The organism is Geodermatophilus sp. SYSU D00758, from assembly GCF_054049955.1.
Genome location: NZ_JBJGYK010000002.1, coordinates 194,647 through 218,715, shown reverse-complemented (window position 1 = coordinate 218,715; position 24,069 = coordinate 194,647). Strand labels below are relative to the sequence as shown.

Below are 24,069 nucleotides of genomic sequence, written 5' to 3'. Positions count from 1 at the left end.
GCTCGATGCCTGTGAGGGGCCCGATGCCGAGGACGACGCGCGAGCGGGCATCGCAGCGAGGCGGCCGCCGACAGGGAGTGGGCATCGCAGCGAGCGCCAGTGAGCGAGGAGCGGAGCGACCGCGGAGGTGGCCGGTGGCAACGAGCGAGGAGCGGAACGAGTGCGGAGTCCAGCGATGAGCACCTTCGACACCGTCCTGGTCGCCAACCGCGGCGAGATCGCCGTCCGGGTCATCCGGACGCTGCGCCGCATGGGCATCCGCTCGGTCGCCGTCCACAGCGAGGCCGACGCCCGCGCGCTGCACACCCGCGTCGCCGACGTGGCCGTCCCGATCGGCCCGGCGCCGGCCGCGCAGAGCTACCTGTCGGTCGAGCGGGTCCTCGATGCCGCCGCCCGCACCGGCGCCCAGGCGGTGCACCCCGGCTACGGCTTCCTGTCGGAGAACGTCGAGTTCGCCCGGGCCTGCGAGAAGGCCGGGATCGCCTTCATCGGCCCGCCGGTCGCCGCGATCGAGGCCATGGGCGACAAGATCCGGGCCAAGCGGACCGTCATGGCCGCCGGGGTGCCGGTCGTGCCCGGGCGCACCGAGCCCGGCATGGACGACGGCACCGTGGCCGCCGCCGCCGTCGAGGCGGGCTTCCCGGTGCTGCTCAAGCCGAGCGCCGGCGGTGGCGGCAAGGGCATGCGGGTGGTGCGGGCGCAGGCCGAGCTGGCCGACGCGATCGCCGCCGCCCGTCGCGAGGCCCGCGCCTCCTTCGGTGACGACACGCTGCTGGTCGAGCGCTACATCGGCTCGGCCCGGCACATCGAGGTGCAGGTGCTCGGTGACGCGCACGGCACCGTCGTCCACCTCGGCGAGCGCGAGTGCAGCCTGCAGCGCCGGCACCAGAAGGTGGTCGAGGAGGCGCCGTCCCCGCTGCTCGACGAGGCGCAGCGCGCGCGGATGGGCGCCGCCGCGGTCGAGGCCGCGCGCGCGGTCGGCTACACCGGCGCGGGGACGGTGGAGTTCATCGTCGACGCGGAGCGGCCGGAGGACTTCTACTTCCTCGAGATGAACACCCGGCTGCAGGTCGAGCACCCGGTCACCGAGATGGTCACCGGCCTGGACCTGGTCGAGCTGCAGGTGCGCGTCGCGGCCGGCGAGCCGCTGCCGTTCGGGCAGGACGACGTCCGCCTCGACGGGCACGCGATCGAGGCCCGGCTCTACGCCGAGGACCCCGCCCGCGGGTTCCTCCCGCAGACCGGCACCGTGCTCGGCCTGGTCGACCCCGCCGGCCCCGGGGTCCGCCTGGACACCTCGCTGGCCGTGGGGTCGGTCGTCGGCACCGACTACGACCCGATGCTGGCCAAGGTCATCGCGCACGGCCCCGACCGGGAGACCGCGCGCGCCCGGCTGGTCGGCGCGCTGGGCCGCACCGCCGTCCTCGGCGTGCCGACCAACGCCGCCTTCCTGCGGGCCCTGCTCACCGACCCCGACGTCGTCGCCGGGCGGCTGGACACCGGGCTCATCGAGCGGCGCGGCGAGGCGCTGACCGCCGCCGAGCCGCCGGCCGCGGCCGAGTTCGCCGCCGCGGCGCTGGCGCTGCAGCTGGAGTCCGAGCCGGCCGGCCCGGTGGTCGACCGGTGGGACGTGCCCGACGGCTGGCGGCTGGGCGAGCCGGCCTGGACGCTCCGGCGGCTGCAGGCCGCCGGCGGCGACCCGGTGCCCGTCCGGGTGCGCGGCCTGGCGGGTCACGCGCAGGTCCGGGTCGGGGACGGCGCACCGCAGCCGGCCTCGGCCAGCCGGGACGGGGACGGGCTGCGGGTCACCCTCGACGGGGTCAGCACGCGGTACGCCGTCGTCCACAGCGGGGGCGAGGTGTGGCTGGCCGCCGACGGGCGGGTCGCCGCGTTCCGGGAGCACGAGCGGCTGCACTCGGCGTTCGAGGGGGCCGGGGGCGACGGCGTCGTCACCGCGCCGATGCCCGGGACGGTGACCGTGGTCCGGGCGGCGGTGGGCGACCGGGTCGAGGCGGGGACCCCGCTGCTGGTCGTCGAGGCGATGAAGATGGAGCACGTGCTGACCGCCCCCGTCGCGGGGACGGTCACCGAGCTCGGGGTGACGGCCGGCCACCAGGTCCGGCTCGACGAGCGGGTGGCCGTGGTGACCCCACCGGCCGCCGACGAGGGGAAGTGACGAGACGTGCTGGACTACCGGCTCGACGAGGAGACCGAGGCGCTGCGGAAGACCGTCCGCGAGTTCGCCCACGACGTGATCGCCCCGGAGATCGGCGAGTACTACGAGCGGGACGAGTTCCCGGTGCACATCGTGCGGCAGATGGGGGAGCTGGGCCTGTTCGGCCTGCCCTTCCCCGAGGAGTACGGCGGCGGTGGCGGGACCTACTTCGACCTGTGCGTCGCCCTCGAGGAGCTGGCCCGGGTCGACTCCTCGATGGCGATCACCGTGGAGGCCGGGGTCTCCCTCGGCGCCATGCCGATCTACCGGTTCGGCACCGAGGAGCAGAAGCAGCGCTGGCTGCCGGCGCTGTGCTCCGGTGAGGCGCTGGGCGCGTTCGGGCTGACCGAGCCCGGCGGCGGCTCGGATGCCGGCGCCACCCGCACCACCGCCCGCCTCGAGGACGGGCACTGGGTGGTCAACGGCTCCAAGGCGTTCATCACCAACTCCGGGACCGAGCTGACCTCGGTGGTGACCGTGACCGCGGTGACCGGCACCCGCCCCGACGGCGGCAAGGAGATCTCCGCGATCGCCGTCCCCGCCGGGACGCCGGGCTTCACCGTCGGGCAGCGGTACTCGAAGGTCGGCTGGAACGCCTCCGACACCCGCGAGCTCTCCTTCGCCGACTGCCGGGTGCCCGAGGAGAACCTGATCGGGGAGCGCGGCCGCGGCTACGCGCAGTTCCTCTCCATCCTCGACGAGGGGCGGATCGCGATCTCCGCGCTCGCGGTCGGGCTCGCGCAGGGCTGCGTCGACGAGAGCGTGAAGTACGCCGCGCAGCGGGAGGCGTTCGGCCAGCCGATCGGCCGCAACCAGGCGGTGCAGTTCATGATCGCCGACATGGAGGTGCGCGCCTCCACCGCGCGGCTGGCCTACTACCGGGCCGCGGAGAAGATGCTGCGCGGCGAGCCGTTCAAGCGGGAGGCGTCGATCGCCAAGCTGTACAGCTCCGAGGTGGCGATGGAGAACGCGCGCTACGCCACCCAGGTGCACGGCGGGTACGGCTTCATGAACGAGTTCCCGGTCGGCCGGTTCTACCGCGACGCCAAGATCCTGGAGATCGGCGAGGGCACCAGCGAGGTGCAGCGGATGCTCATCGCCCGCGACCTCGGCGTCGGCTAGGTCACCGCGGGCCGGGTGGAGTGCCCCGGCGCGGGAGGCGCGCCCGTGGCACTCCACCCCGGCCCTCGCCTCAGTCGGTGTCGGCCTGCCACAGGTCGGGGCCGAACACCTCGTACTGCACGTCCCGGGCGGGCACCCCGCGGTCGAGCAGCGAGCTCCGCACGGCCTTCATGAACGGCAGCGGGCCGCAGAGGTAGTAGAGGGCGTCGTCGGGGAGGTCCACCCGGTCCAGGTCCATCGTCCCCGGGTGGACGCCGTCCACGTCCAGGCTGCACTCGGTGCCCCGCTCGAACCAGACGTGCACCGACCCGTCCGGCAGCCGGTGGACGTCGTCGACGACCTGCTTGCGCAGCGGCCACGACGCCTCGTCGACGTCGGCGTGCAGCAGCGTGACGTCCAGGCGGGACCGGGCGGCGACGAGGTGGGAGAGCATCCCGGCCATCGGGGTGATCCCGATGCCGGCGCTGGCGAAGACGACCGGGCGCCCCGAGTCGTCGAGGACGACGTCCCCGAAGGGCAGCGACATCGTCACCGTGTCGCCGACCCCCACCCGGTCGTGCAGCAGGTTGGACACCTCGCCGTCGGGCTTGCCGCCGCCGTGCACCCGCTTCACGGCGAAGGAGCGGTGCTCGCCGTCGTCGGCGCAGGTCAGGCTGTACTGCCGGGGTTGGCGGACGCCGTCGGGCATCTCCACGCGGACGGTGACGTACTGCCCGGGCAGGGAGGTCTTCACCAGCCGGTCGTCGATGCGCCTGCAGCGGAAGACCACCACGTCGTCGGTCTCCTGGACCTTCTCGACGACCTCCCAGTCGCGCCAGACGGTCTCCGGCCGCACCCCGCGGGCGCTGTACAGGCCGCGCTCCTGGTTGATCAGCGCGTACGCCATCAGCCAGTAGACCTCGTCCCACGCGGCGGCCACCTCGGGGGTGACCGCGTCCCCGAGGACGTCGACGATGGCCCAGAACAGGTTGTCGTGGACGACCTGGTACTGGTCCGGGCGGATGCCCAGCGAGGCGTGCTTGTGCGCGATGCGCTGCAGCAGCTGCTCGGGGAGGCGTTCGGGGTGCTCGACCAGGGTGGAGGCGAACACCGCCACCGAGCCGGCAAGGGCCTGCTGCTGGGTGCCCTCGGCCTGGTTGCCGCGGTTGAACGTGCCGTCGAGCAGCTCGGGGTGCTCGCCGAACATGTGCGCGTAGAAGCGCTCGGCGATCGTCGGGATGTTCTCGCCGACCACCGGCAGTGTCGCCTCGATGACCGGACGGGACCTGTCGGAGAGCACAGCGGTTTCCTTCCGTCGTGGGGGAAGCACGAGGGGCCGGGGCCCGGCCCGGTCGCTGCCGACACCGGCGACGCTATCGCCGCCCGGCGAAGGCCACCAATCCGGCTCGTATCTACGAAGGCAGCTGGTAGAAAGGGCCGGGGACGGGGGGTGTGCCGTGGACGAGGTCGACCTGGACGCCGTCGGCCGCCGGCTGCTCCACGCGGTCGACACCGGGACCAGCGGCCGGGCCGCCGAGACGGTCCACGGCGGCCACGACAGAGGCTGCGGCAGACCGTCGTGGCCCTCGCCGAGGGCCGGTCGCTGGCCGAGCACGAGAACCCGGGCGAGGCCACCGTCCTGGTGCTCAGCGGCCGGGTGCGGCTGGTGGCGGGGGACGTCTCGCGGGAGGGCCGCCAGGGCGACCTCCTCGTCGTGCCACCGGCACGGCACAGCCTCGAGGCCCTCACCAGGGCGACGGTGCTGCTCACCGTCGCCACGCGCTGACGACCGGGTCGCCGACCGGAGCGCACCGGGTCACCGGCCCGCGGCGGGCACCGGCGCCAGGTGCGCCTCGCAGAGCGCCGGCTCGACGAAGGGCAGCAGCCGGTCGGCGGTGACCGGCGCGCCCAGCTCGGCCAGCGCTCCCTGCATCAGGCCCAGGTGGATCGAGCAGACGACCTCCCGGTGGGCGGCGGCCACCTCCCGGAAGGGGCAGTGCGGCAGCAGGATCCGCCGCGGCTCGCCGGCCGCCGGCCGGGGCGCGAAGCCGATCTCGTCGAGGAGCCCCAGCAGCGCGCGGACGGCGTCCTCCTCGCCCACCCGCTGGTAGGGCGCGGGCCGCTCGACGAGGTGGCGGCCCCAGGTCCGGCCCAGGCCGAGGGCGACCGCGGCGGGGGCGTCGGCGGTCCCCGCCAGGTGGGTGGTGAGGACCTCGGCCAGCCACCGGTAGTTGCGCCGGTCCCGTGCCGGGTCGGGGACCGCGGCCGCGGTGAAGGTCAGGCGGGGGCGGCCGCGCGCGCCGCGCTCGGCCACCTGCCGCTCGACCAGGCCGTCGGTGACCAGCCGGTCGAGGTGGAAGCGCACGGTGTTGCCGTGCAGCCCGGTCCGGTCGGCCAGCTCCCGCACCCCGAGCCCGGCCGGTGCCGCCCGCAGGAGCTCCAGGACGCGCTGCCGGCTGATCCCCGACCGCGCGAGCTCCCGCCCGGCCTCCGCCGCCGACCCGCTCATGATCCGAGTCTCACAGACCCGGCGGGCCCCGCCGGGCGCTCCACCGGCCCGGTCCTCCCGCCGGGTGAGCGGGACGGCGCGTCGGGTGCGGTCAGGCCGTGACGTCCACGAGCACCTTGCCGACGGCGCCCTCCTGCACGGCCTGGTGCGCGACGGCGGTCTCGGCCAGCGGGTACACGTGCAGCGGCAGCCCGGCGTCCCCGCCCACGCGGACGGCGCCGTCGAGCACGGCCGCGTTGACGTCCTCGACGCCGAGGACCTTGGCCCGCTCCGGCTCGGTGTAGACGAGCACGAACTGCCAGCGCGCGTTCTGCACCATCTGCGAGCGGACCGGCACGCTGACCTGGTCCCCGGCGTCGTCGGCGTACAGGGCCACCGCCCCGTGCAGGCCGATCACCTGGGCGTCGACGGCGGCGTTGACCGCGGGGTTGACCTCGGCGACGACGTCCACGCCGCGCGGGGCGATCTTGCGCACCTCGGCGACGACGTCCTGCTGGCGGTAGTCGACGACGTGGTCGGCGCCGGCCGCCGCGGCCAGCTGCGCCTTCTGCGGGCTGCTCACCGTGGCGATCACCGTGGCCTCGGCCCAGCGGGCCAGCTGGATCGCCGCGTTGCCGACCGCGCCGGCACCGCCCTGCACCAGCACGGTGCGGCCGGTCAGCGACCCGGGGCCGAGCCGGTCGGGTACCGCCTCGCCGAGGGTCAGGCAGCGGTGCGCGGTGAGGAAGGGGATGCCGAGGGCGGCGCCGAGCTCGAAGGACGGCCCGGCCCCCAGCAGCACCGCCTGCCGGGCCGGGACGACGGTGTACTCCGCGGCGGTCCCGTGCGGGCGCTGCCAGGCCGCCTCCCACACCCACACCCGCTCGCCGACGAGGACCGGGTCGACCCCCTGGCCGACGGCGTCGACGGTGCCGGCGCCGTCCTGGTTGGGCACCTGGCCGTCCGGGCCGGGGCGGGCGTTGGTGCGGGACTTCCAGTCGGTCGGGTTGACGCCGGAGAAGGCGAGGCGGACGCGCACCTCGCCGGGGCCGGGCTCGGGGACGGGGCGGTCGACGAGCTCGAGGACCTCGGGACCGCCGGGCTGGGTGTAGGTGATGGCTCGCACGCGGGCCTCCCTACCCGGTCGACGGGCGCAGGTCACCGTGCAGGGCCCGACCGGTGCCGCTGCCGGCGAGGCCTGCAGCGCGCGCCTTCTCCTCCACGGTGCGCACGGCGGCCCGCAGGTCGGGGAGGTGGCGCTGCACCATCCCGGTCAGGGACATCACCTGCCGCCGCCAGGTCAGGTTGATCGTCCCGGCCACCCGGTCGCCGAACCGGACGGGGACGGCGATCGACTCCCGCCCGTCGTCGACCTCCGACCGGGGGCGCACGTAGTCCCCGCCGAAGGCCGGGTCGCGCACCCCGTAGCCGCGTTCCCGGGTGGCCGCCAGCACCTGTTCCAGCGCCGGGGGGTCGGCGGCGAGCCGGTGCGCCGGGCCGTCCCGCTGCCGCAGCCGGGCCAACACCGCCGCCCGCTCCTCGGGTGGGCAGAACGCCAGGTAGGCCCGGCCCGACGCCGAGCGGAGCAGGTTCACCCGGAAGCCGTGCGGGCGCCGGGGGAGGACGTCGAAATAGGTCCGGGAGCTGTTGGTCTCCAGCGTCTCCATGTGGTCGAGCCGCGGCACGGCCAGGACCGAGGGCCACTGCAGCCGGCGGGAGAGCTCCTCGAGCGCGGGCGAGGCGATCTCCGCCAGCCAGGCGTCGTCGTCCGCGGCGTTGCGCGGCTGCAGCGTGTGGCTGGGCAGGAAGGCGCCGTCTACCATCCGCCGCCACACCAGCCCGTGCTGGTGGGCGGTCCAGAGGATGCGGATCAGCGTGGGCTTCGGGATCCCGGTCGCGCGGTGCAGGTCGTGCAGGCTCGCCGCCCGCATCCCGCGCAGGACGTCGAGCACCTGCAGCCCCCGCGACAGCGACTCGATCGGCTTCACCCGGTACTCCCGCACGGCCGTCCTCCCTTCTTTTCGCGCTGCGAAACCCGCCCGCGTGAGTGTTGCCCGTCACACCCGGCTGCGCCAGGGTCCCGGCATGCCGACGACGTCCCGGGCCCGAGCGGCCGTCCGCGAGGGGGACGTCCTCTGGACGCCGTCGCCCGAGCGCGCCGCCGGCACCCGCCTGGCGGCCTTCACCCGATGGGCCGAGGAGCGCACCGGGCGCCGGTTCGGCGAGTACGAGGACCTGTGGCGCTGGTCGACGACCGACCTGGACGGCTTCTGGCAGGCGGTGTGGGACTTCTCCGGCGTCCGCGCGTCCGCGCCGCACACGGCGGTCCTGGCCGACCGGACGATGCCCGGCGCCCGGTGGTTCCCCGGGGCGCGGCTCAACCTCGCCGAGCACGTGCTCGCGGGCGAGCGACCGGGGACGCCGGCGCTGCTGCACTGCTCCGAGGACTCCCCGGTGACCGAGCTGCCGTGGGAGGAGTTCGGCGCGGCCGTGCGGGCGGTCGCCGGCCGGCTGCGCGCGCTCGGCGTCGGCCCGGGGGACCGGGTCGCCGGCTACCTGCCCAACGTGCCGGAGGCCGTGGTCGCCTGCGTCGCGACGGCCGCCGTCGGCGCGGTCTGGGCCACCGTCTCACCGGACTTCGGCGCCCGCGGCGCCCTGGACCGGCTCGGCCAGCTCGACCCGGCCGTGCTGGTCGCCTGCGACGGCTACCGGTACGGCGGGCGCGACTTCGACCGCCGCGGCGAGGTGGCCGACCTCGCCGCCGGTCTGCCCGGGCTGCGCGAGGTGCTGCACGTGCCGGTGCTCGGCCTCGATGCACCGGGGACGGCGTGGGCCGACGTGCTCGCCGGCCCGGCCGTGCCGGCGGCGGAGTTCGCCTGCGCGCAGGTGCCCTTCGACCACCCGCTGTGGGTGCTGTTCTCCTCCGGGACCACCGGGCTGCCCAAGCCGCTGGTCCACGGGCACGGCGGGATCCTGCTGGAGCAGCTCAAGTCCCAGGCCCTGCACATGGACCTGCGCGCCGGCGACCGGGCGTTCTTCCACACCACCACCGGCTGGATGATGTGGAACTTCCTGGTCACCACCCTGCTGTCGGGCGCCGTCCCGGTCCTCTACGACGGCCACCCGACGTACCCGGACGTCGACGTCCTGTGGCGGATCGCCCAGGACAGCCGGGCCCGCCTGTTCGGATCCGGGCCGGCGCACGTCGAGCTCATGCAGAAGGCCGGTGTCGTCCCGCGCGAGCGCTTCGACCTCTCCGCCCTGGAGGTGGTCATGCCGGCCGGCTCCCCGGTCGCGCCGGCGGTCACCGCCTGGTTCTACGCCGACGTGAAGGACGACCTGTGGGTGGCGACCGGCAGCGGGGGCACCGACATCTGCACCGGCCTGGTCGGCGGCGTGCCGACCCGCCCGGTCCGGGCCGGGGAGATCCAGGGCCGCTGCCTGGGGGTGGCCGCCGAGGCCTGGGACGACGCCGGGCGGCCCGTGGTGGGCCGGGTGGGCGAGCTGGTGGTCACCGCGCCGATGCCCTCCATGCCGCTGTTCCTCTGGGGCGACGGGGACGGCTCCCGGTACCGGGAGAGCTACTTCGAGACCTTCCCGGGCGTGTGGCGGCACGGGGACTTCCTGGAGGTCAACGAGCGGGGCGGGTGCTTCGTGCGGGGCCGGTCCGACGCCGTCCTCAACCGGCACGGCGTGCGGATCGGCACCGCGGAGGTCTACCGCGTCGTCGAGGACGACCCCGCCGTCCTGAGCTCGCTCGTCGTCCACCTCGACCTGCCCGGCGGGGGGTCCCACATGCCCCTGTTCGTCGCCCTCGCCCCCGGCGCCCGGCTCGACGAGGACCTCGAGGCACGCATACGCCGCCGGCTGCGCGAGGAGAACAGCCCCCGGCACGTGCCCGACCGCATCGTCGCCGTCCGCTCGATCCCGCTGACCCGCAGCGGCAAGAAGATGGAGGTCCCGGTGCGCCGGCTCCTGCTCGGCGCCGACCCCGCCGCGGTGGCCGACCCCTCGGCGATGGCCGAGCCGGACTCCCTCGCCGACTTCGTCGAGTACGCCCGCACCCTGCGGGACCACCCCCCGAGCTGACGTCCACCGACAGGAGCCCGACATGGCCGACCGCTCGTTCCCGCTGCCGTCGCAGATCGACCCCGTCCCCGGCGCCGAGGGGTGGGAGCAGATGTACCCGTACTTCTCCCGCTTCCAGCCGGAGGACGACCGGCGGTTCTGGTTCTACAACTCGATGCACTTCCCGGAGGTGGTCCCCGCCTTCGACGGGATCACCTCGGAGATCCCCTACACCGCGATCGGCGCCAACACCTCCCGGCTGTTCCCGCTGCCGACCTCGATGGGCATCGAGTACCGCATCCTCCACGGCCGCGTGTACATCACGGCCAACCCGGTGACCGACCCGGCGACGATCGAGCAGCGGCTGCCGCACTTCCAGGAGCGGGCCGGCCACTACTACGCGAACTGGGACGAGATCTACGCCGGCTGGCAGCAGCGGATCGAGGCGCTGATCGCCGACATCGAGGCCGTCGAGGTGCCGCGGCTCGGCGACCTCGACGACCTCGAGGTCGTGACCGGGGCCCGCGGCTTCGCCTCCAACCACTTCCTGCGGGAGAACTACCACCGCTGCATCGACCTCTACTCGAAGATGTGGCACCACCACACCGAGCTGCTGATGCTCGGCTACGGGGCCTACGTAGTCTTCTTCGAGTTCTGCCGGACGGCCTTCCCCGAGATGGGCGACCAGATGGTGGCCCGCATGGTCGCCGGCATGGACGTCACCATGTACCGGCCGGACGACGAGCTGAAGAAGCTGGCCGCCCTGGCCGTGGAGCTCGACCTCGACGACCTGTTCGTCGAGGGCGGCGACCCGCAGAAGGTGCTGGCCGCGGTGGGCGGGCGCGGGGAGGCCGGCGCCCGCTGGCTGGCCGCGCTCGAGGCGGCCAAGGACCCGTGGTTCAACGTCTCCACCGGTGACGGCTTCTACCACCACCACCTGTCGTGGGCCGACGACCTGACCGTGCCGTTCGCCGCGCTGCCCCGGTACGTCGAGCAGATCCGCGCCGGCGCCGACCTCACCAGGCCCACCGAGCGGCTGGCGCAGGAGCGGGAGCGCATCGCCGACGAGTACCGCGCGCTGCTGGGCAGCGACGAGGAGAGGGCCGCGTTCGACCAGATGCTCGGCCTGTGCCGGCAGGTGTTCCCCTACATCGAGTCGCACAAGTTCTACTGCGAGCACTGGTTCACCACGCGGTTCTTCCAGAAGATCCGCGCCTTCGGCCGGCTGCTGGCCGAGCGCGGGGTGCTCGCCGAGGCCGACGACGTCTTCCACCTGCGGCACGTGGAGGTGGAGGAGGTCCTCGCCGACGTCCAGCTCGCCTGGGCCTCGGGCGGCACCGAGCTCGGCGCGCGGCACTGGCGGCCGATCGTGGCCGAGCGCAAGCGGATCGTCGAGGCGCTGTCCGCGTGGTCGCCGCCGCCGGCGCTGGGCCCGGTGCCCGAGGCGCTCAACGACCCCGCGGTGAAGATGCTCTGGGGGGTCACCGACGAGACGATCCAGACCTGGCTCGGCGACGACGAGCTCGACGAGGACACCGTCCGCGGCTACGCCGCCTCGCCCGGCGTCGTGGAGGGCGTGGCCCGGGTGCTGTCCAGCGTCAACGACATCGGGCAGATCCGGGAGGGCGAGATCCTCGTGTGCCCGGTCACCGCGCCGAGCTGGGGCCCGGTGTTCGGCAAGATCGCCGCGGCGGTCTCCGACATCGGCGGCACGATGTCGCACGCGGCGATCGTCGCCCGCGAGTACGGCATGCCGGCCGTCGTGGGCACCGGCCAGGCCACCGCCCGCATCCGCACCGGCGACCGCGTCCGGGTCGACGGCGACCGTGGCGTCGTCACCGTGCTCCGCTGACCCGGTGGGAACCACCATGACCACGACCGCACCGGTGCTGCACCTCTCCGAGGTGGGGCGGCGCGACGTGGCGCTCGTCGGCGGCAAGGGCGCCAGCCTCGGCGAGCTGCTGCGGGCCGGCATCAGCGTGCCGACCGGCTTCACGGTGACCACGGCGGCGTTCCGGCGGACCGTCGCGGATCTCACCGTCGACGGCGAGCCCGTTCCCGCGCGGGTGGCCGCGCTCGACCCCGCCGACGCCGAGGGCCTGGCCGCGGCGACCGCGCGGATCCGGCAGGCGGTGGAGGCCGCGCCGCTGGCCGCCGAGGTCGCCGACGCCATCGCCGCCGGGTACGCGGCGCTGGGCGAGGAGCGCGGGCAGCCCGACCTCCCCGTCGCCGTCCGCTCCAGCGCCACCAGCGAGGACAGCGCCGAGGCCAGCTTCGCCGGGCTGCAGGACACCTACCTGTGGGTGCGCGGTGCGGCGTCGGTGGTCGAGCACGTCCGCCGCTGCTGGGCCAGCCTGTACAGCGTGGAGTCGGTGACCTACCGGCTGCACCGCGGCATCCCGGAGATCGACCTCGGCATGGCCGTCGTCGTCCAGCGGATGGTCGGCGCGCGCAGCTCGGGGGTGATGTTCACCCGCAGCCCGCTCAGCGGGGACCGGTCGGTCGTCTCCATCGACGCGAGCTGGGGCCTGGGCTCGGCCGTGGTGAGCGGCGACGTCACCCCCGACTCCTTCGTGGTGAGCAAGGTGACCGGCGAGGTCGGCAAGCGCACCGTGGCGCACAAGACGCGGTGGCACCGGCCCGACCCCTCCGGTGCCGGGGTGGTGGAGGACGACGTCCCGGAGGAGCTGCGGGACCGGCCGTCGGTCTCCGACGAGGAGATCGCCCACCTCGTCGCCACCGCCCGCCGGGTGGAGGCCCACTACGGCCGCCCGCAGGACATCGAGTGGGCGATCGCGGAGGACGGCGGCGTGTTCCTGCTGCAGAGCCGCCCGGAGACCGTCTGGGCCGAGAAGGACGCCGGGCGGGCCGCGACCCCGGTCGCCGCCCCCGCCGAGCGGGCCTACGACCACGTCTTCAACCTGCTCGGCGGCAGGAAGCCGCCGGCGAAGGGGTGAGCGCTGTGCACCTGGGCCCGGACGACGTCCGCGACGTCCTGCGCGTGCTGGACTCCAACGGCCTCGACGAGCTGCACCTGGAGTTGGCCGACCTGACCCTCACGGTGCGCCGGGAGGGCGCCGGGTGGACGGCGGAGCAGACGGTGCTGCGCGAGCCGGTGCGCGTCCGGACCAGCGGTGGCCCCGCTGGCCGCGCCGTGGACGGCGCGGGTGACGGGCGCGGCGACCGGGACGGCTCCGCTGCGGACGTGCCGGAGGGGCTGGTGCCGGTGCGGCCACCGCTGCTGGGCACCTTCTACCGCGCCCCGCAGCCCGGCGCGCCACCGTTCGTGGACGTCGGCGACCGGGTGGTGGAGGACACCGTCGTCGGGATCGTCGAGACCATGAAGATGATGACGCCGGTGCACGCTGGGGTGTCCGGCGCGGTGGTGGAGTTCCGCACCGGCAACGGCGAGTTCGCCGACGACGGCGCCGTCCTGCTCCTGGTGGACCCGGCCGGAGCGGACGTCGCATGAGGCGGATCCACCGGCTGCTGGTCGCCAACCGCGGCGAGATCGCCGCCCGGGTGGTCCGCACCTGCGCCCGGCTGGGCATCGAGTCCGTGCTGGCCGCCTCCGACGCCGACCTGGACTCGCTGCCGGCCCGGCTGGCCGATCGGGTGGTCCGGCTGGGGCCGGCCGCGGCGTCGGAGAGCTACCTGGACCCCGACGCCGTCGTGCGGGTCGCGACGGCCGTGCTCGCCGACGCGGTGCACCCCGGGTACGGCTTCCTGTCGGAGAACCCGGCGCTGGCCCGGGCGTGCGCGGCGGCCGGCGTGGTGTTCGTCGGCCCGGCCGCCGAGTCCCTGGAGGCCGTGGGGGACAAGCTGAGCGCCCGCGCGCACGCGGTGGCCGCGGGGCTGCCCGTCGTCCCGGGCGGGGAGGCGGCCGACCTGGCCGGCGCCCGGACGGTGGCGGCCGAGGTCGGCTACCCGCTGCTGGTCAAGGCGGTCGGCGGGGGCGGCGGGCGCGGGATGAAGCTGGTCGGCGACCCGGCCGACCTGGCGCGCACTCTGGACCTCGCGGTGTCCGAGGCCGCGGCCGCCTTCGGTGACCCGCGGGTGTACCTGGAGCGGTTCGTGTCCTCCGGCCGGCACGTCGAGGTGCAGGTGCTCGGCGACGGCACCGACGCGGTGGCCCTGGGCGACCGCGACTGCTCCGTGCAGCGCCGCTACCAGAAGCTGCTGGAGGAGGCCCCCGCGCCGCTGCTGCCCGACCGGCTGCGGCGGGACATGGCCGACGCCGCGCTCGCGCTGGCCCGCCACCTCGGCTACCGCGGACTGGGCACGGTGGAGCTGCTCGTCGACCGGGAGCGGGAGACCTTCTACTTCCTGGAGATGAACGCCCGCATCCAGGTCGAGCACCCGGTCACCGAGCTCGTCACCGGCCTGGACCTGGTCGCCGAGCAGATAGCCGTCGCCGAGGGCCTGCCGCTGCGGATCCGGCAGGAGGACGTCGTCCTGTCCGGGCACGCCGTCGAGTGCCGGATCAACGCCGAGGACTGGGTGCACGACTTCCGCCCCTCCCCGGGGCGGGTCCAGCGGGTGGTGCTGCCGGCCGGGGACGGCATCCGGGTCGACACCCACGTGCAGGCCGGCTCGGTCGTGCCGCCGTTCTACGACTCGCTGCTGGCCAAGCTCGTCGTCCACGGTGCCGACCGGGCCGACGCACTGGCCCGGACCCGCGCGGCGCTGCGGCTGCTGCGGATCGAGGGGGTGACCACCACCGTGCCGGTGCACGAGGCGCTGCTGGCCGACCCGCGGTTCGCCGCCGGGGGGGTGGACACCGCGTTCTTCGAGCGGTTCCTGGACGCCGCCCGGCCGGTGGGGGTGCGCTGATGGCCGAGGTCGGGCTGGTCGACGTGTCGATCCGCGACGGCAACCAGAGCCTGTGGGGCGCCACCGGGCTGCGCACGGGGCACGTGCTGCAGGTCGCCCCGCTGCTGGAGCGGGTCGGCTTCCGCGCGCTGGACTACGCGTCGTCGACCTGGATGGGCGTGGCCGTGCGCACCCACCGCGAGGACCCCTGGGAGCGCATCCGGCTCACCCGCGCGCTCGTGCCGACGACCCGGCTGCAGTTCATCGGCACCGGGTTCCGCTTCATCTCATGGGAGCGGTCCCACCCCGACACCATGCAGCTGGTCTACGACCGGCTGGTGGTCAACGGCATCGACCGCGTCGTGGTGCTCGACCCGATGCACGACATGGACGCCGCCCGCACCACCGCGGCGATGCTCAAGAAGGCCGGCGTCGCCGAGGTGGTCGGCGCGCTCACCTTCACGATCAGCGCGGTGCACGACGACGCCTACTACGCCGATCTCGCCCGGCAGATGGCCGAGTGGCCGCACGTCGACCGGGTGTACGTCAAGGACCCGGCCGGCATCCTCACCGCCGAGCGCGCGCGGACGCTGCTGCCCGCGATCAGGGCAGCGCTCGGGACGACGCCGCTGGAGCTGCACTCGCACGCCACCATCGGGCTCTCCCCGCTCACGTACACGATCGCGCCGGACCTGGGTGTCGAGGTGGTGCAGACCGGGTGTGGCGCGCTGGGCAACGGCTCGTCCCTGCCCGAGGCCCGCCGCACGGTGGCCAACCTGCGGGAGAGCGGGCACACCGTGGACGTCGACGACCGCGCCCTCGGCCTGGCATGCGACTTCTTCGACCGGCTCGCCGCCGCCGGTGAGCTGCCGGTCGGGACGCCGCAGGACTTCGACGCGGCGTTCCTGCACCACCAGATCGCCGGGGGTGTGCTGACGACGACCCGCCGGCAGCTGCGCGAGATCGGCATGGAGGACCGCTTCGACGCCCTCGTCGAGGAGGTCGGCCGGGTCCGCGCCGAGCTCGGCTACCCGATCATGGTGACCCCGTTCCCGCAGATGGTGGTCTCCCAGGCGCTGTTCAACGTGCTCGGGGAGCGCTACGCGAACGTCCCCGACCAGGTGGTCCGCTACGTGCTGGGCAGCTTCGGCCGGCCCACCGGACCGGTCGACCCCGACGTGCGGGACCGGATCCTGGACCGGCCGCGAGCCCGCGAGCTCGGGGCGGAGCCGCCCCCGGCGCCGCCGCAGGAGCTGCGCCGCCGGTTCCCGCGGGGGATCAGCGACGAGGAACTGCTGCTGCGCGCGCACATGCCGGCCGAGCAGGTCGACGCGATGCTCGCCGCCGGGCCCGCGCCGCGGCACGCCAACCCCGACCTGGCCCCGGTGCTCGCCCTGCTGGCCGGGCTCGGCTCCCGGCGGCAGGTCGTCGACCTCGCCGTCACCAAGCCCGGCTTCCGGCTGGCCGTGCGCCGGACCGCGGGGGCCGGCGGTGCGTGAGGCGGAGGTCCTGGACCGGCTCCGGCGGGCCGGCGGCGTCGTCCTCGACATGGACGGCACGCTCGTGCTCGGCGACCGCGAGAACCGGGGGCTCGCGCCGCTGCCCGGCGCGCCGGAGCTGTTCGCGGCGCTCGCGCAGCGGGGCACGCCGTTCCGCGTGTTCACCAACGGCACGGTCAAGACGCCGGTCGAGTGCGCCGAGGCGCTGCAGCGGGCCGGGCTGCCGGTCCCCGCGGACGCCGTCCTGACCCCGGCCAGCTCGGCGGTCGACGTGTTCCGCCGCCGCGGGCACCGCCGGGTCATGGTGCTCGGCGGCAGCGGCATCACCGGGCCGCTGGAGGCCGCCGGTCTCGAGACCGTGCCCCCGCGGCGCGGCGCGGCCGCCGACGCCGTCATGGCCGGCTGGTACCGGCACGAGCTCACCTTCGAGGCCCTCGAGGTCGCGGTCGAGACGGTGTCGGCCGGTGCCCGTTACTACAGCGCCTCGCAGTCCCCGTACTTCGCCACGTCGGAGGGCCGGTCGCTGGGGTCCTCGCGGGCGATCAGCGCGGTGGTCCGCGACCTGACCGGTGCGCGGGTGGAGGTGGTCGGCAAGCCGTCCCTGCAGGCGCTGCGGACGGCGGCCCGCTCCCTCGGCGTCGCCCCCGCGGACCTGGTCGTCGTGGGGGACGACCCGGAACTCGAGGTGCCCATGGCGCACCGGGTGAGGGCCCTGGCCGTCGCCGTGCACACCGGCATCGGGCACGCCGGCTCGTTCACCGACCTGCCGGCCGAGGTCCGTCCGCACCTCGACCTTCCCGACGTGGGGGCGCTGGCCGCCCTCCTGCGCGACTGACCGACCTACGAGGTCGAGAGGGCCCGCCGCCCGGCTGACCGCACCGTCCTCGCGTTGCCGGGTCGGCGCGGCGCTGGTGAGGTCGGGCGGTGCCCCTGCCGCCCGACGACCGCCGCCCCACCCCGTTCCTCCCGTCCCGGGTCCGCCGGGTGCTGCTCCACCGGCAGGTCACCGGCCGGTTCCCGCCGCTGCTGCGACCGCGGACCTTCAGCGAGAAGCTCACCTGGCGGGTCTGCTTCGACCGCCGCGCCCTGCTGGCCCCCACCTGCGACAAGCGGGCGATGAAGGAGCACGCGCGGCGGCGGGCGCCCGGGCTGGTCCGGGTGCCCCGCACGCTGTGGGCGGGCACCGACGTGGCCGAGCTGGCCGGCGTCGACCTGCCGGAGCACTGGGTGCTCAAGCCCAACCACTCCTGCCGCCGGGTGCTGGTGGGGACCGGGCCGGCCGACCCCGCCGACCTCGCCGTCCGCACCGCCGGGTGGGTCGCGGAGCGCTACGCCGACCTCAACGAGGAGTGGGCCTACCGGCGGGCCCGTCCCGGCCTGCTGGTCGAGGAGTTCGTCGGCGTGCCCGGCCGGGTTCCCGTGGACCTCAAGGTGCTGGTGTTCGACGGCGTGCCGCGCCTGGTGGAGCAGCACACCGGCCGGGGGAGCGACCACCGGATGCGGCTGCTCACCCCCGACTGGGAGCCCCTGCCCTGGACGGCGGGCTACCGGCCCGGGCCCCCGACCCCGCCGCCCGAGGGGCTGGCCGACCTGGTCGCCGCCGCGGCCGCGCTCGGGGCCGGCTTCGACATGCTGCGGGTCGACCTCTACGAGCACGGCGGCCAGCTGTGGTTCGGCGAGCTGACCCCGTACCCGGGGGCGGGCTGGACGCCGATGGAGCCCGAGCTCGACGCCCTCCTGGGCAGCTGGTGGACGCTGCCCGGCCGCCGTCCGCGGCCGCAGGCCCCGGCGGTGCCGCCGGCAGGGGAGGAGCGGGCCGCGGCGTGACCGGACCCGTCGCCGTCCGCGGTGCCGCGCTGACCGGCGGCCGGGCGGGCTCCGGTCGACCGCCGCACCGGCACCCAGCTGCGGAGTTGCGCGAAGTACGCAGGTTTCTCGTCGGTAACGCTTGCACTGCGCAGGTGTGTCGCGCACCATAACCGGGGCGTCCCCCGACGGCGGGGGACGACGAGGAGGTACCCGCGTGGACGTGCAACTGCTCCTGGCCCTGCTGCTGGGCATCGCGACGATCGTCGTCCTGGTCCTCCGCACCCGGCTCGACGCCTTCGTGGCGCTGCTGATCGCGGCCCTGGTGACCGGCTTCGTGGCCGGCTCGCCGGCGGGGGAGACAATCACCTCGATCACCACCGGCTTCGGCAACACGCTGGCCTCGATCGGCATCGTGATCGGCCTGGGCGTGGCCATCGGCAAGATGCTCGAGGTCTCCGGTGCCGCCGACTCGCTGGCCCGCACGTTCGTCCGGGCGCTGGGCCGGGGGCGCGAGCACTGGGCGATGGCGGGCACGGGCGCGGTGGTGTCGATCCCGGTGTTCTGCGACTCCGGCTACGTGATCATGAACCCGCTGGCGCGGTCGATCGCCCGCCGGCTGCGGGGCCGCTACGTCACCCTCGCCCTCGCGCTGGGCTGCGGGATGACGCTCACGCACCACCTCGTGCCGCCGACCCCGGGCCCGCTGGGCGTGGCCGGCATCCTCGGCGCCGACCTGGGCGCGCTCATCCTGGCCGGGCTGGTCTTCACCGTGCTCCTGGTGCCGGTGGTCATCGGCTACGCGAGCTGGATCGGGCCCAAGCTCGAGTCCGAGGTGAACGAGACGGTGCGCGAGGCCGTGTACGCCGGCAGCCGCGCCCCCTCGCCGGCCACGGGTGCCTCGGCGGGCGGCGGGGCCGCGGTCACCGAGACCGGCGGGCCGACCAGCCCGCCCGCCGGCGGCGAGCCGCCGTCCGACGAGCCGCTCAGCCACCAGCTCGGCGAGGCCCCCGAGGGCGAGAAGCCGCACCGGGTGGGCTTCGGGCTGGCCGCCCTGCCGCTGCTCGTGCCGCTGCTGCTCATCGTGCTCAACACGGTCGCCACGGCGATCGACCGCAACGCCCAGGGGGTCCTGGACCCGAACGCCGACTACACCCCGTCGGCCTGGGCCGCGGTCCTGGCCTTCATCGGCAACCCGGTCGTCGCCCTCATCGTCGGCATCGTCCTGGCCGTCTACCTGCTGCTGCCGCGCTGGACGCCGCGCAAGCGGGTGCACGGCTGGCTGGCCGACGCGGCCGCCTCCGCGGGGCTGATCATCCTCATCACCGGTGCCGGCGGTGCCCTCGGCCAGGTGCTCCGCGACTCCGGGGTCGGGGACGCGCTCGCCGAGGCGATCGCGGACCTCTCCCTGCCGGCGGTCCTCATCCCGTTCGTCGTCGCCTCGCTCGTGCGCGTCGCCCAGGGCTCGGGCACGGTCGCGATGATCACCGCGGCCTCGGTCACCGCGCCGCTGGTCGCCACGATCGGGCTGTCCCCGCTCCTGGCCGCCCTCGCCTGCTGCGCCGGCTCCATGGTGTTCAGCTACTTCAACGACTCCTACTTCTGGGTCGTCACCCGCTTCACCGGGCTCGACGGCACCGCCGCCCTGCGCGGCTGGTCGGGCATCACGACGGCGGTCTGGGCGGCCTCGCTGCCCCTGCTGCTCGTCGCGAGCCTGTTCCTCTGAGGCCGCGCCCGTGGCCTCCGTGCTCGTGGTCGCCGACGACCTCACCGGCGCCAACGCCGCCGCGGCCGGCTTCGCCTCGGCCGGGCTGCGCGCGGTGACGGCCAGCGCGGCCGAGCGCGGGGACGTCGTCACCGAGATGGTGTCCCGCTTCGACGTCGTCGTGGCCACCACCGACAGCCGGCACGCCGACCCGCGCACCGCCCAGCAGCGGGCCCGCGAGGTCGTGCGGGCCGGCTGGCCGGTGCGGCTGGTGTGCAACCGCATCGACACCACGCTGCGCGGCAACGTCGGTGCCACCACCGCGGCGGTGCTCGAGGAGGTGGCCGGGTTGACCGGCGCGCGGGCCGTGGCGCTGTGCGCGCCGGCGCACCCGGCCGCCGGTCGGCACACCATCGGCGGCCACCAGCTGCTCGGCGGGCGGCGGCTCGAGGAGACCGAGGTGGCCCGCGACGCCCGGACGCCGATGCGCACCTCCGACGTGGTCGGGATCGTCCGCCAGCAGGCCGCCCTGGCCGCGCGGGTGATCGACATGGCCGCGGTCACCGGCCCGCGCGACGAGCTGGTCGCCACCGTCCGCGCGGCGCTGGACGACGGCGCGGAGCTGCTCGTCGCCGACGCCACCACCGCCGAGCACCTCGACCGCGTCGCCGGGGCCGCGGTCGCCGCCGCCGAGGGCACGGGCGTCGTGTGGGTCACCAGCGACCCCGGGCCCGCGTCGGTGGCCATGGCCCGGGCCCTCGGCCTGGACCGGTCCACCCGTGGTGCCCCGCTGCTCGTGGTCTCCGGCTCGGCGACCGAGCTGACCCGCCGGCAGCTGCGCCAGCTGGCCGGTGAGCGCGGTGCGCAGCTGAACCGGGTGCCCACGCTGGCCGGCGGCATCGTGCCCGACGTCGACGCCACCACCGCGCTCCTCGACGGCCTGCTCACCACGGCCGGGCAGGACGACGTCGTCGTCCTGGCCACCGCCCTCGAGGACGCCGACGTCCGGGGCGCCGAGCCGGCCGACGCCGACCGCATCCCCCGGGAGCTGGCGCGGGCCGTGCGGCGCAACCTGGAGACGCACGCCGTCGAGGGGCTGTTCACCACCGGCGGTGACGTCACGGCCGCGGTGCTGGCCGAGCTCGGCTCGCACGGCCTGGAGATCGCCGAGGAGGTCGTACCCCTCGCCGTGGCCGGCAGCGTGGTCGGCGGCCCCTGGGACGGGCTGCAGGTGGTCACCAAGGGCGGGCTGGTCGGCGACGCGGGTACCACCGTGGCGTGCGTCGACCACCTGCGCCGCACCGTCGAGCTCAACCGCCGGCACGTGACGTCGGCCGAGTCCCGCACCCCGTACTGACAGGAGCAACGACATGACCCGACACGTCCTCGCGGTGACCCTGGGTGACCCGGTCGGCATCGGACCGGAGATCACCGCCGCCACGCTGGCCCGGACCGCGGGCGCCGCCGACCACCACGGCGTCGCGGTCGGCGACCCCGCCGCCCTGCGCCGCGGCGCCCGGGCCATGGGCCTCGACGTCGAGGTGCGCACCGTGGACGGCTTCGACACCGAGCCGGTCGACGGCGTCATCGACGTCGTCGACACCGGCGTCCTCGGCGACGACGTCCCGGAGTGGGGGAAGGTCGACGAGCGGGCCGGCCGCGCCGCCGTCGCCGCGATCGAGCTGGCCACCCGGGCCGCGCTCGACGGGCAGGTGGCCGGTGTGGTCACCAGCCCGATCAACAAGGAGGCGATCTGGGCGGCCGGGTCGGCGCACCTGGGCCACACGGAGATGCTCGGCGAGCTCACCGGCGTCACCCAGCAGGACACGATGTTCGTCGTCCGCAACACCGCGCAGGAGGGCCACCACCTGCGGATCTTCTTCACCACCCGGCACGTCGCGCTCCGCACGGCCATCGAGCAGATCACCGCCGAGCGGGTGGAGGAGTCCATCCACCGGGCGCACACCGCGCTGCAGGTCTTCGGGGTGGAGAACCCCCGGCTGGCCGTGGCCGCGCTCAACCCGCACGGCGGGGAGAACGGCAACTTCGGGGACGAGGAGATCGTGCACATCGGCCCGGCCTGCGAGGCGGCGCGGGGGAAGGGGCTCGACGTGCGCGGGCCGATCCCGGCCGACTCGGTCTTCCACCAGGGCCTGGTCGGCCGCTACGACGGCGTGCTCTCGCACTTCCACGACCAGGGGCACATCCCGGCCAAGACGTTCGACTTCGACGGCACCATCTCGGTGACCGTGGGGCTGCCCATCCTGCGCACCTCGGTGGACCACGGCACCGCCTTCGACATCGCCGGCACCGGCAAGGCCGGCGCCGGCACGATGCTGTCGGCCTACCTCGCCGCCGTCGACTACGCGCCGTTCGCCGACACCATCCGCAAGGCGTACGCGCCCTGAGCGGCCCGGAGGACACCGCCACCCGGCGGGCCACCCAGCAGCGCCACGCCGAGCTGCTGGAGCTGCTGCGCACCGGCGTCGACGGCGTCGAGGCCCTGGCCGGGCGGGTCGGGGTGTCGCCGTCGACGGTGCGCCGCGACCTCGCCCGGCTGCAGCGCGAGGGCCGGATCGCCCGGACCTACGGCGGTGCGCTGGTCCGCGACGACGTCCTCCACGAGCGGTCCTTCGGCGAGAGCGCGCGGCTGCACGCGGAGGCCAAGCAGGCCGTCGCGGCGGCCGCCGCCGGGTTCGTGCCGGCAGGGGGGACGGTCTTCCTGGACGCCGGGACCACCTGCCTCGCGCTGGCCCGGGTGCTCGCCGGCGCCGGGCCGCTCACCGTGGTGACCCGCGGGCTGGAGGCGGCCCTGCTGCTGTCCCGCGCGGCCGACGTGCGCGTCGTCGTGGTGGGCGGGCAGGTGCAGCCGCTCAGCCACGGCCTGATCGGCCCGCTGGTCTCGGTGGCGCTGGACCGGCTGGCCTTCGACGTGGCCTTCCTCGGCGCGGACACCGTCGACCCCGAGCGGGGGCTGGGCGAGCCCACGGTGGAGGAGACCTGGGTCAAGGAGGTGGCCGCCGGCCGGGCGCGGCGGGTGGTGCTGCTGGCGGACTCCGCGAAGTTCACCGCGGGGGCGGCGCCGGCCTACCTCGGCATCGGGCCGGACTGGACGGTGGTGACCGACGCCGGCATCCCGCCGGCCACCGCGGCGGCCTTCGACCGGCGGGGGGTCAGCGTGCGGGTCGCGCCGTGAGGTGCCGCCCGAGCAGCTCGGCGCCCACCCGCTCCAGCAGCGGGGCGGCCCCGGCCATGCTGCGCGCCGGGTCGGGCTCGAGGTCGGCCAGCGCGTAGGCGGCCTCGAAGCCGGCCGCGCGCAGCTGCGCGTCGTCGAGCGCCCGGACGCCGCAGACCGCCACCACCGCCGCGCCGGCCTCCCGCGCGACGCGGGCCACGCCCACCGGCGCCTTGCCGCGCAGCGACTGCTCGTCCAGCGACCCCTCCCCGGTCACGACCAGGTCGGCGCCGCGGACGTGGCCGGGGAAGTCGAGCAGCTCCAGCAGCAGGCCGATGCCCGGCCGCAGCGCCGCCCCGAGGACGGCGAGGGCGGCGAACCCCACCCCGCCGGCGGCGCCGGCCCCGGGCTCCCCGCGCAGGTCCCGGCCCGTGGCGGCGGCCACGACGTCGGCGAACCGGCCCAGGCAGCGGTCGAGCAGCGCGACGTCGTCGGCGTCCGCGCCCTTCTGCGGGCCGTAGACCGCCGCGGCGCCCTCGGCCCCGGTGAGCGGGTTGTCGACGTCGCAGGCGACCAGCACCTCGGCCTCGGCCAGCCCCGGGTGCAGCCCGGCGAGGTCCACCCGCGCCAGTCGCTCCAGCGCCGCACCGCCCGGGCCGAGCTCGACCCCGTCGGCGTCGAGCAGCCGCACGCCGAGCGCCTGCAGCAGCCCCGCCCCGCCGTCGGTGGTGGCGCTGCCGCCGATGCCCAGGACGACGCGCCGGGCGCCCGCGTCCAGGGCAGCGGCGACCAACTCCCCGGTGCCCCGGCTGGTGGCCGTCCGCGGCGCGGTCCGGCCGCCCGGCAGCCGGGCGAGGCCGGAGGCGTCGGCCATCTCCACGACCGCGGTGCCCCCCGACCGTGCCCAGGCGGTCTCGACCGGCTCCCCGGTCGGGCCGGTGGCGGTCGCCGGGACCCGGGTGAACCCGGCGGCCACCGCCGCGGCCAGCGTGCCCTCGCCGCCGTCGGCGACCGGCAGCGCGACCACCTCGGCGTCGGGGCGGGCTCGGGTCAGGCCGCGGGCCAGCGCCGCGGCCACCTCGGGAGCCGGCAGGGAGCCCTTGAACTTGTCGGGGGCGAGGAGGACGCGGGGCACGCCGCTCGTCGTTCCCGCGATCACGGCGCCGGAACCACCGGGGGCGGCTCGGCGGTGGTCACCGC

20 protein-coding genes are annotated in these 24,069 nt (G+C 75.6%); 15 read left to right on the top strand and 5 right to left on the bottom strand.

All coding sequences use genetic code 11. From position 1 onward, the window contains the following. Positions 1 to 175: 175 nt before the first annotated feature. Both ACI8AC_RS02910 and ACI8AC_RS02905 read left to right on the top strand, forming a co-directional pair. Positions 176 to 2,176, top strand: a complete 2,001-nt coding sequence (locus ACI8AC_RS02910) for an ATP-binding protein (protein WP_456894998.1) — start codon at positions 176 to 178, stop codon at positions 2,174 to 2,176. 6 nt (positions 2,177 to 2,182) lie between these two features. After that, positions 2,183 to 3,337, top strand: a complete 1,155-nt coding sequence (locus ACI8AC_RS02905) for an acyl-CoA dehydrogenase family protein (RefSeq protein WP_456894997.1) — start codon at positions 2,183 to 2,185, stop codon at positions 3,335 to 3,337. A gap of 70 nt (positions 3,338 to 3,407) precedes the next feature. Here ACI8AC_RS02905 and ACI8AC_RS02900 read toward each other — a convergent pair whose 3' ends face one another. Beyond that, on the bottom strand, positions 3,408 to 4,616 hold the full coding sequence (locus ACI8AC_RS02900) for a globin domain-containing protein (protein WP_456894995.1): 1,209 nt from the start codon (positions 4,614 to 4,616) through the stop codon (positions 3,408 to 3,410). A gap of 279 nt (positions 4,617 to 4,895) precedes the next feature. On the opposite strand from ACI8AC_RS02900, the gene ACI8AC_RS02895 reads away from it, so the two are divergent. Continuing rightward, positions 4,896 to 5,102, top strand: coding sequence for a cupin domain-containing protein (locus ACI8AC_RS02895; protein ID WP_456894993.1), 207 nt, complete (start codon positions 4,896 to 4,898; stop codon positions 5,100 to 5,102). Positions 5,103 to 5,132: 30 nt separating this feature from the next. Here the strand turns inward: ACI8AC_RS02895 and ACI8AC_RS02890 are convergent, their stop codons facing one another. The 3 genes from ACI8AC_RS02890 to ACI8AC_RS02880 form a co-directional block, all read right to left on the bottom strand. After that, the gene (locus ACI8AC_RS02890; protein ID WP_456894991.1) at positions 5,133 to 5,825 is read right to left on the bottom strand and encodes a helix-turn-helix transcriptional regulator; all 693 of its coding nucleotides are present in this window, start codon (positions 5,823 to 5,825) and stop codon (positions 5,133 to 5,135) included. 91 nt (positions 5,826 to 5,916) lie between these two features. Further along, positions 5,917 to 6,930, bottom strand: coding sequence for an NADPH:quinone reductase (locus ACI8AC_RS02885; RefSeq protein WP_456894989.1), 1,014 nt, complete (start codon positions 6,928 to 6,930; stop codon positions 5,917 to 5,919). Positions 6,931 to 6,940: 10 nt separating this feature from the next. Beyond that, the gene (locus tag ACI8AC_RS02880) at positions 6,941 to 7,807 is read right to left on the bottom strand and encodes an IclR family transcriptional regulator domain-containing protein (RefSeq protein WP_456894987.1); all 867 of its coding nucleotides are present in this window, start codon (positions 7,805 to 7,807) and stop codon (positions 6,941 to 6,943) included. Positions 7,808 to 7,889: 82 nt separating this feature from the next. Between ACI8AC_RS02880 and ACI8AC_RS02875 the strand changes: the two genes are divergently transcribed. The 12 genes from ACI8AC_RS02875 to ACI8AC_RS02820 all read left to right on the top strand — a co-directional run bounded on the left by ACI8AC_RS02875 (position 7,890) and on the right by ACI8AC_RS02820 (position 22,890). Next, positions 7,890 to 9,893 carry an acetoacetate--CoA ligase gene (locus ACI8AC_RS02875; protein WP_456894985.1) on the top strand — a complete coding sequence of 668 codons (2,004 nt, stop codon included), beginning with the start codon at positions 7,890 to 7,892 and terminating at the stop codon, positions 9,891 to 9,893. Between the two features lie 22 nt (positions 9,894 to 9,915). After that, entirely contained in the window at positions 9,916 to 11,724 is a 1,809-nt protein-coding gene (locus ACI8AC_RS02870) for a PEP-utilizing enzyme (protein WP_456894983.1), read from the top strand. 16 nt (positions 11,725 to 11,740) lie between these two features. Then, entirely contained in the window at positions 11,741 to 12,829 is a 1,089-nt protein-coding gene (locus ACI8AC_RS02865; RefSeq protein WP_456894982.1) for a PEP/pyruvate-binding domain-containing protein, read from the top strand. Then, the gene (locus ACI8AC_RS02860) at positions 12,826 to 13,344 is read left to right on the top strand and encodes an acetyl-CoA carboxylase biotin carboxyl carrier protein (RefSeq protein ID WP_456894980.1); all 519 of its coding nucleotides are present in this window, start codon (positions 12,826 to 12,828) and stop codon (positions 13,342 to 13,344) included. The genes ACI8AC_RS02865 and ACI8AC_RS02860 overlap by 4 nt, the downstream gene beginning before the upstream one ends. Next, positions 13,341 to 14,705, top strand: a complete 1,365-nt coding sequence (locus ACI8AC_RS02855) for an acetyl-CoA carboxylase biotin carboxylase subunit (RefSeq protein WP_456894978.1) — start codon at positions 13,341 to 13,343, stop codon at positions 14,703 to 14,705. The genes ACI8AC_RS02860 and ACI8AC_RS02855 overlap by 4 nt, the downstream gene beginning before the upstream one ends. Beyond that, positions 14,705 to 16,183, top strand: a complete 1,479-nt coding sequence (locus ACI8AC_RS02850; protein WP_456894977.1) for a biotin carboxyl carrier protein — start codon at positions 14,705 to 14,707, stop codon at positions 16,181 to 16,183. The genes ACI8AC_RS02855 and ACI8AC_RS02850 overlap by 1 nt, the downstream gene beginning before the upstream one ends. Then, positions 16,176 to 17,018: an HAD-IIA family hydrolase gene (locus tag ACI8AC_RS02845; protein WP_456894975.1), complete on the top strand. Its 843-nt coding sequence runs from the start codon at positions 16,176 to 16,178 to the stop codon at positions 17,016 to 17,018. Before ACI8AC_RS02850 ends, ACI8AC_RS02845 begins: the two co-directional genes overlap by 8 nt. An 89-nt stretch (positions 17,019 to 17,107) precedes the next feature. After that, the gene (locus ACI8AC_RS02840) at positions 17,108 to 18,010 is read left to right on the top strand and encodes an ATP-grasp fold amidoligase family protein (protein WP_456894973.1); all 903 of its coding nucleotides are present in this window, start codon (positions 17,108 to 17,110) and stop codon (positions 18,008 to 18,010) included. A gap of 196 nt (positions 18,011 to 18,206) precedes the next feature. Then, a complete protein-coding gene (locus ACI8AC_RS02835) occupies positions 18,207 to 19,715 on the top strand; it encodes a GntP family permease (protein ID WP_456894971.1) in 1,509 nt (502 codons plus the stop codon). Positions 19,716 to 19,725: 10 nt separating this feature from the next. Beyond that, the gene (locus ACI8AC_RS02830; protein WP_456894969.1) at positions 19,726 to 21,051 is read left to right on the top strand and encodes a four-carbon acid sugar kinase family protein; all 1,326 of its coding nucleotides are present in this window, start codon (positions 19,726 to 19,728) and stop codon (positions 21,049 to 21,051) included. A 13-nt stretch (positions 21,052 to 21,064) separates the two neighbouring features. Further along, entirely contained in the window at positions 21,065 to 22,102 is a 1,038-nt protein-coding gene (gene pdxA, locus ACI8AC_RS02825) for a 4-hydroxythreonine-4-phosphate dehydrogenase PdxA (protein ID WP_456894967.1), read from the top strand. Next, a complete protein-coding gene (locus ACI8AC_RS02820) occupies positions 22,099 to 22,890 on the top strand; it encodes a DeoR/GlpR family DNA-binding transcription regulator (protein WP_456895070.1) in 792 nt (263 codons plus the stop codon). The genes pdxA and ACI8AC_RS02820 overlap by 4 nt, the downstream gene beginning before the upstream one ends. On the opposite strand, the gene ACI8AC_RS02815 is transcribed toward ACI8AC_RS02820, so the two are convergent. Then, positions 22,868 to 24,004: a glycerate kinase gene (locus tag ACI8AC_RS02815; RefSeq protein ID WP_456894965.1), complete on the bottom strand. Its 1,137-nt coding sequence runs from the start codon at positions 24,002 to 24,004 to the stop codon at positions 22,868 to 22,870. The genes ACI8AC_RS02820 and ACI8AC_RS02815 overlap by 23 nt on opposite strands. Positions 24,005 to 24,069: the final 65 nt, after the last annotated feature.

Coding starts and splice junctions, on each gene's coding strand:
- ACI8AC_RS02870 (WP_456894983.1), top strand. CDS start 9,916: ATGGCCGACCGCTCGTTCCCGCTGCCGTCGCAGATCGACCCCGTCCCC.
- pdxA (WP_456894967.1), top strand. CDS start 21,065: ATGACCCGACACGTCCTCGCGGTGACCCTGGGTGACCCGGTCGGCATC.
- ACI8AC_RS02910 (WP_456894998.1), top strand. CDS start 176: ATGAGCACCTTCGACACCGTCCTGGTCGCCAACCGCGGCGAGATCGCC.
- ACI8AC_RS02875 (WP_456894985.1), top strand. CDS start 7,890: ATGCCGACGACGTCCCGGGCCCGAGCGGCCGTCCGCGAGGGGGACGTC.
- ACI8AC_RS02855 (WP_456894978.1), top strand. CDS start 13,341: ATGAGGCGGATCCACCGGCTGCTGGTCGCCAACCGCGGCGAGATCGCC.
- ACI8AC_RS02865 (WP_456894982.1), top strand. CDS start 11,741: ATGACCACGACCGCACCGGTGCTGCACCTCTCCGAGGTGGGGCGGCGC.
- ACI8AC_RS02850 (WP_456894977.1), top strand. CDS start 14,705: ATGGCCGAGGTCGGGCTGGTCGACGTGTCGATCCGCGACGGCAACCAG.
- ACI8AC_RS02890 (WP_456894991.1), bottom strand. CDS start 5,825: ATGAGCGGGTCGGCGGCGGAGGCCGGGCGGGAGCTCGCGCGGTCGGGG.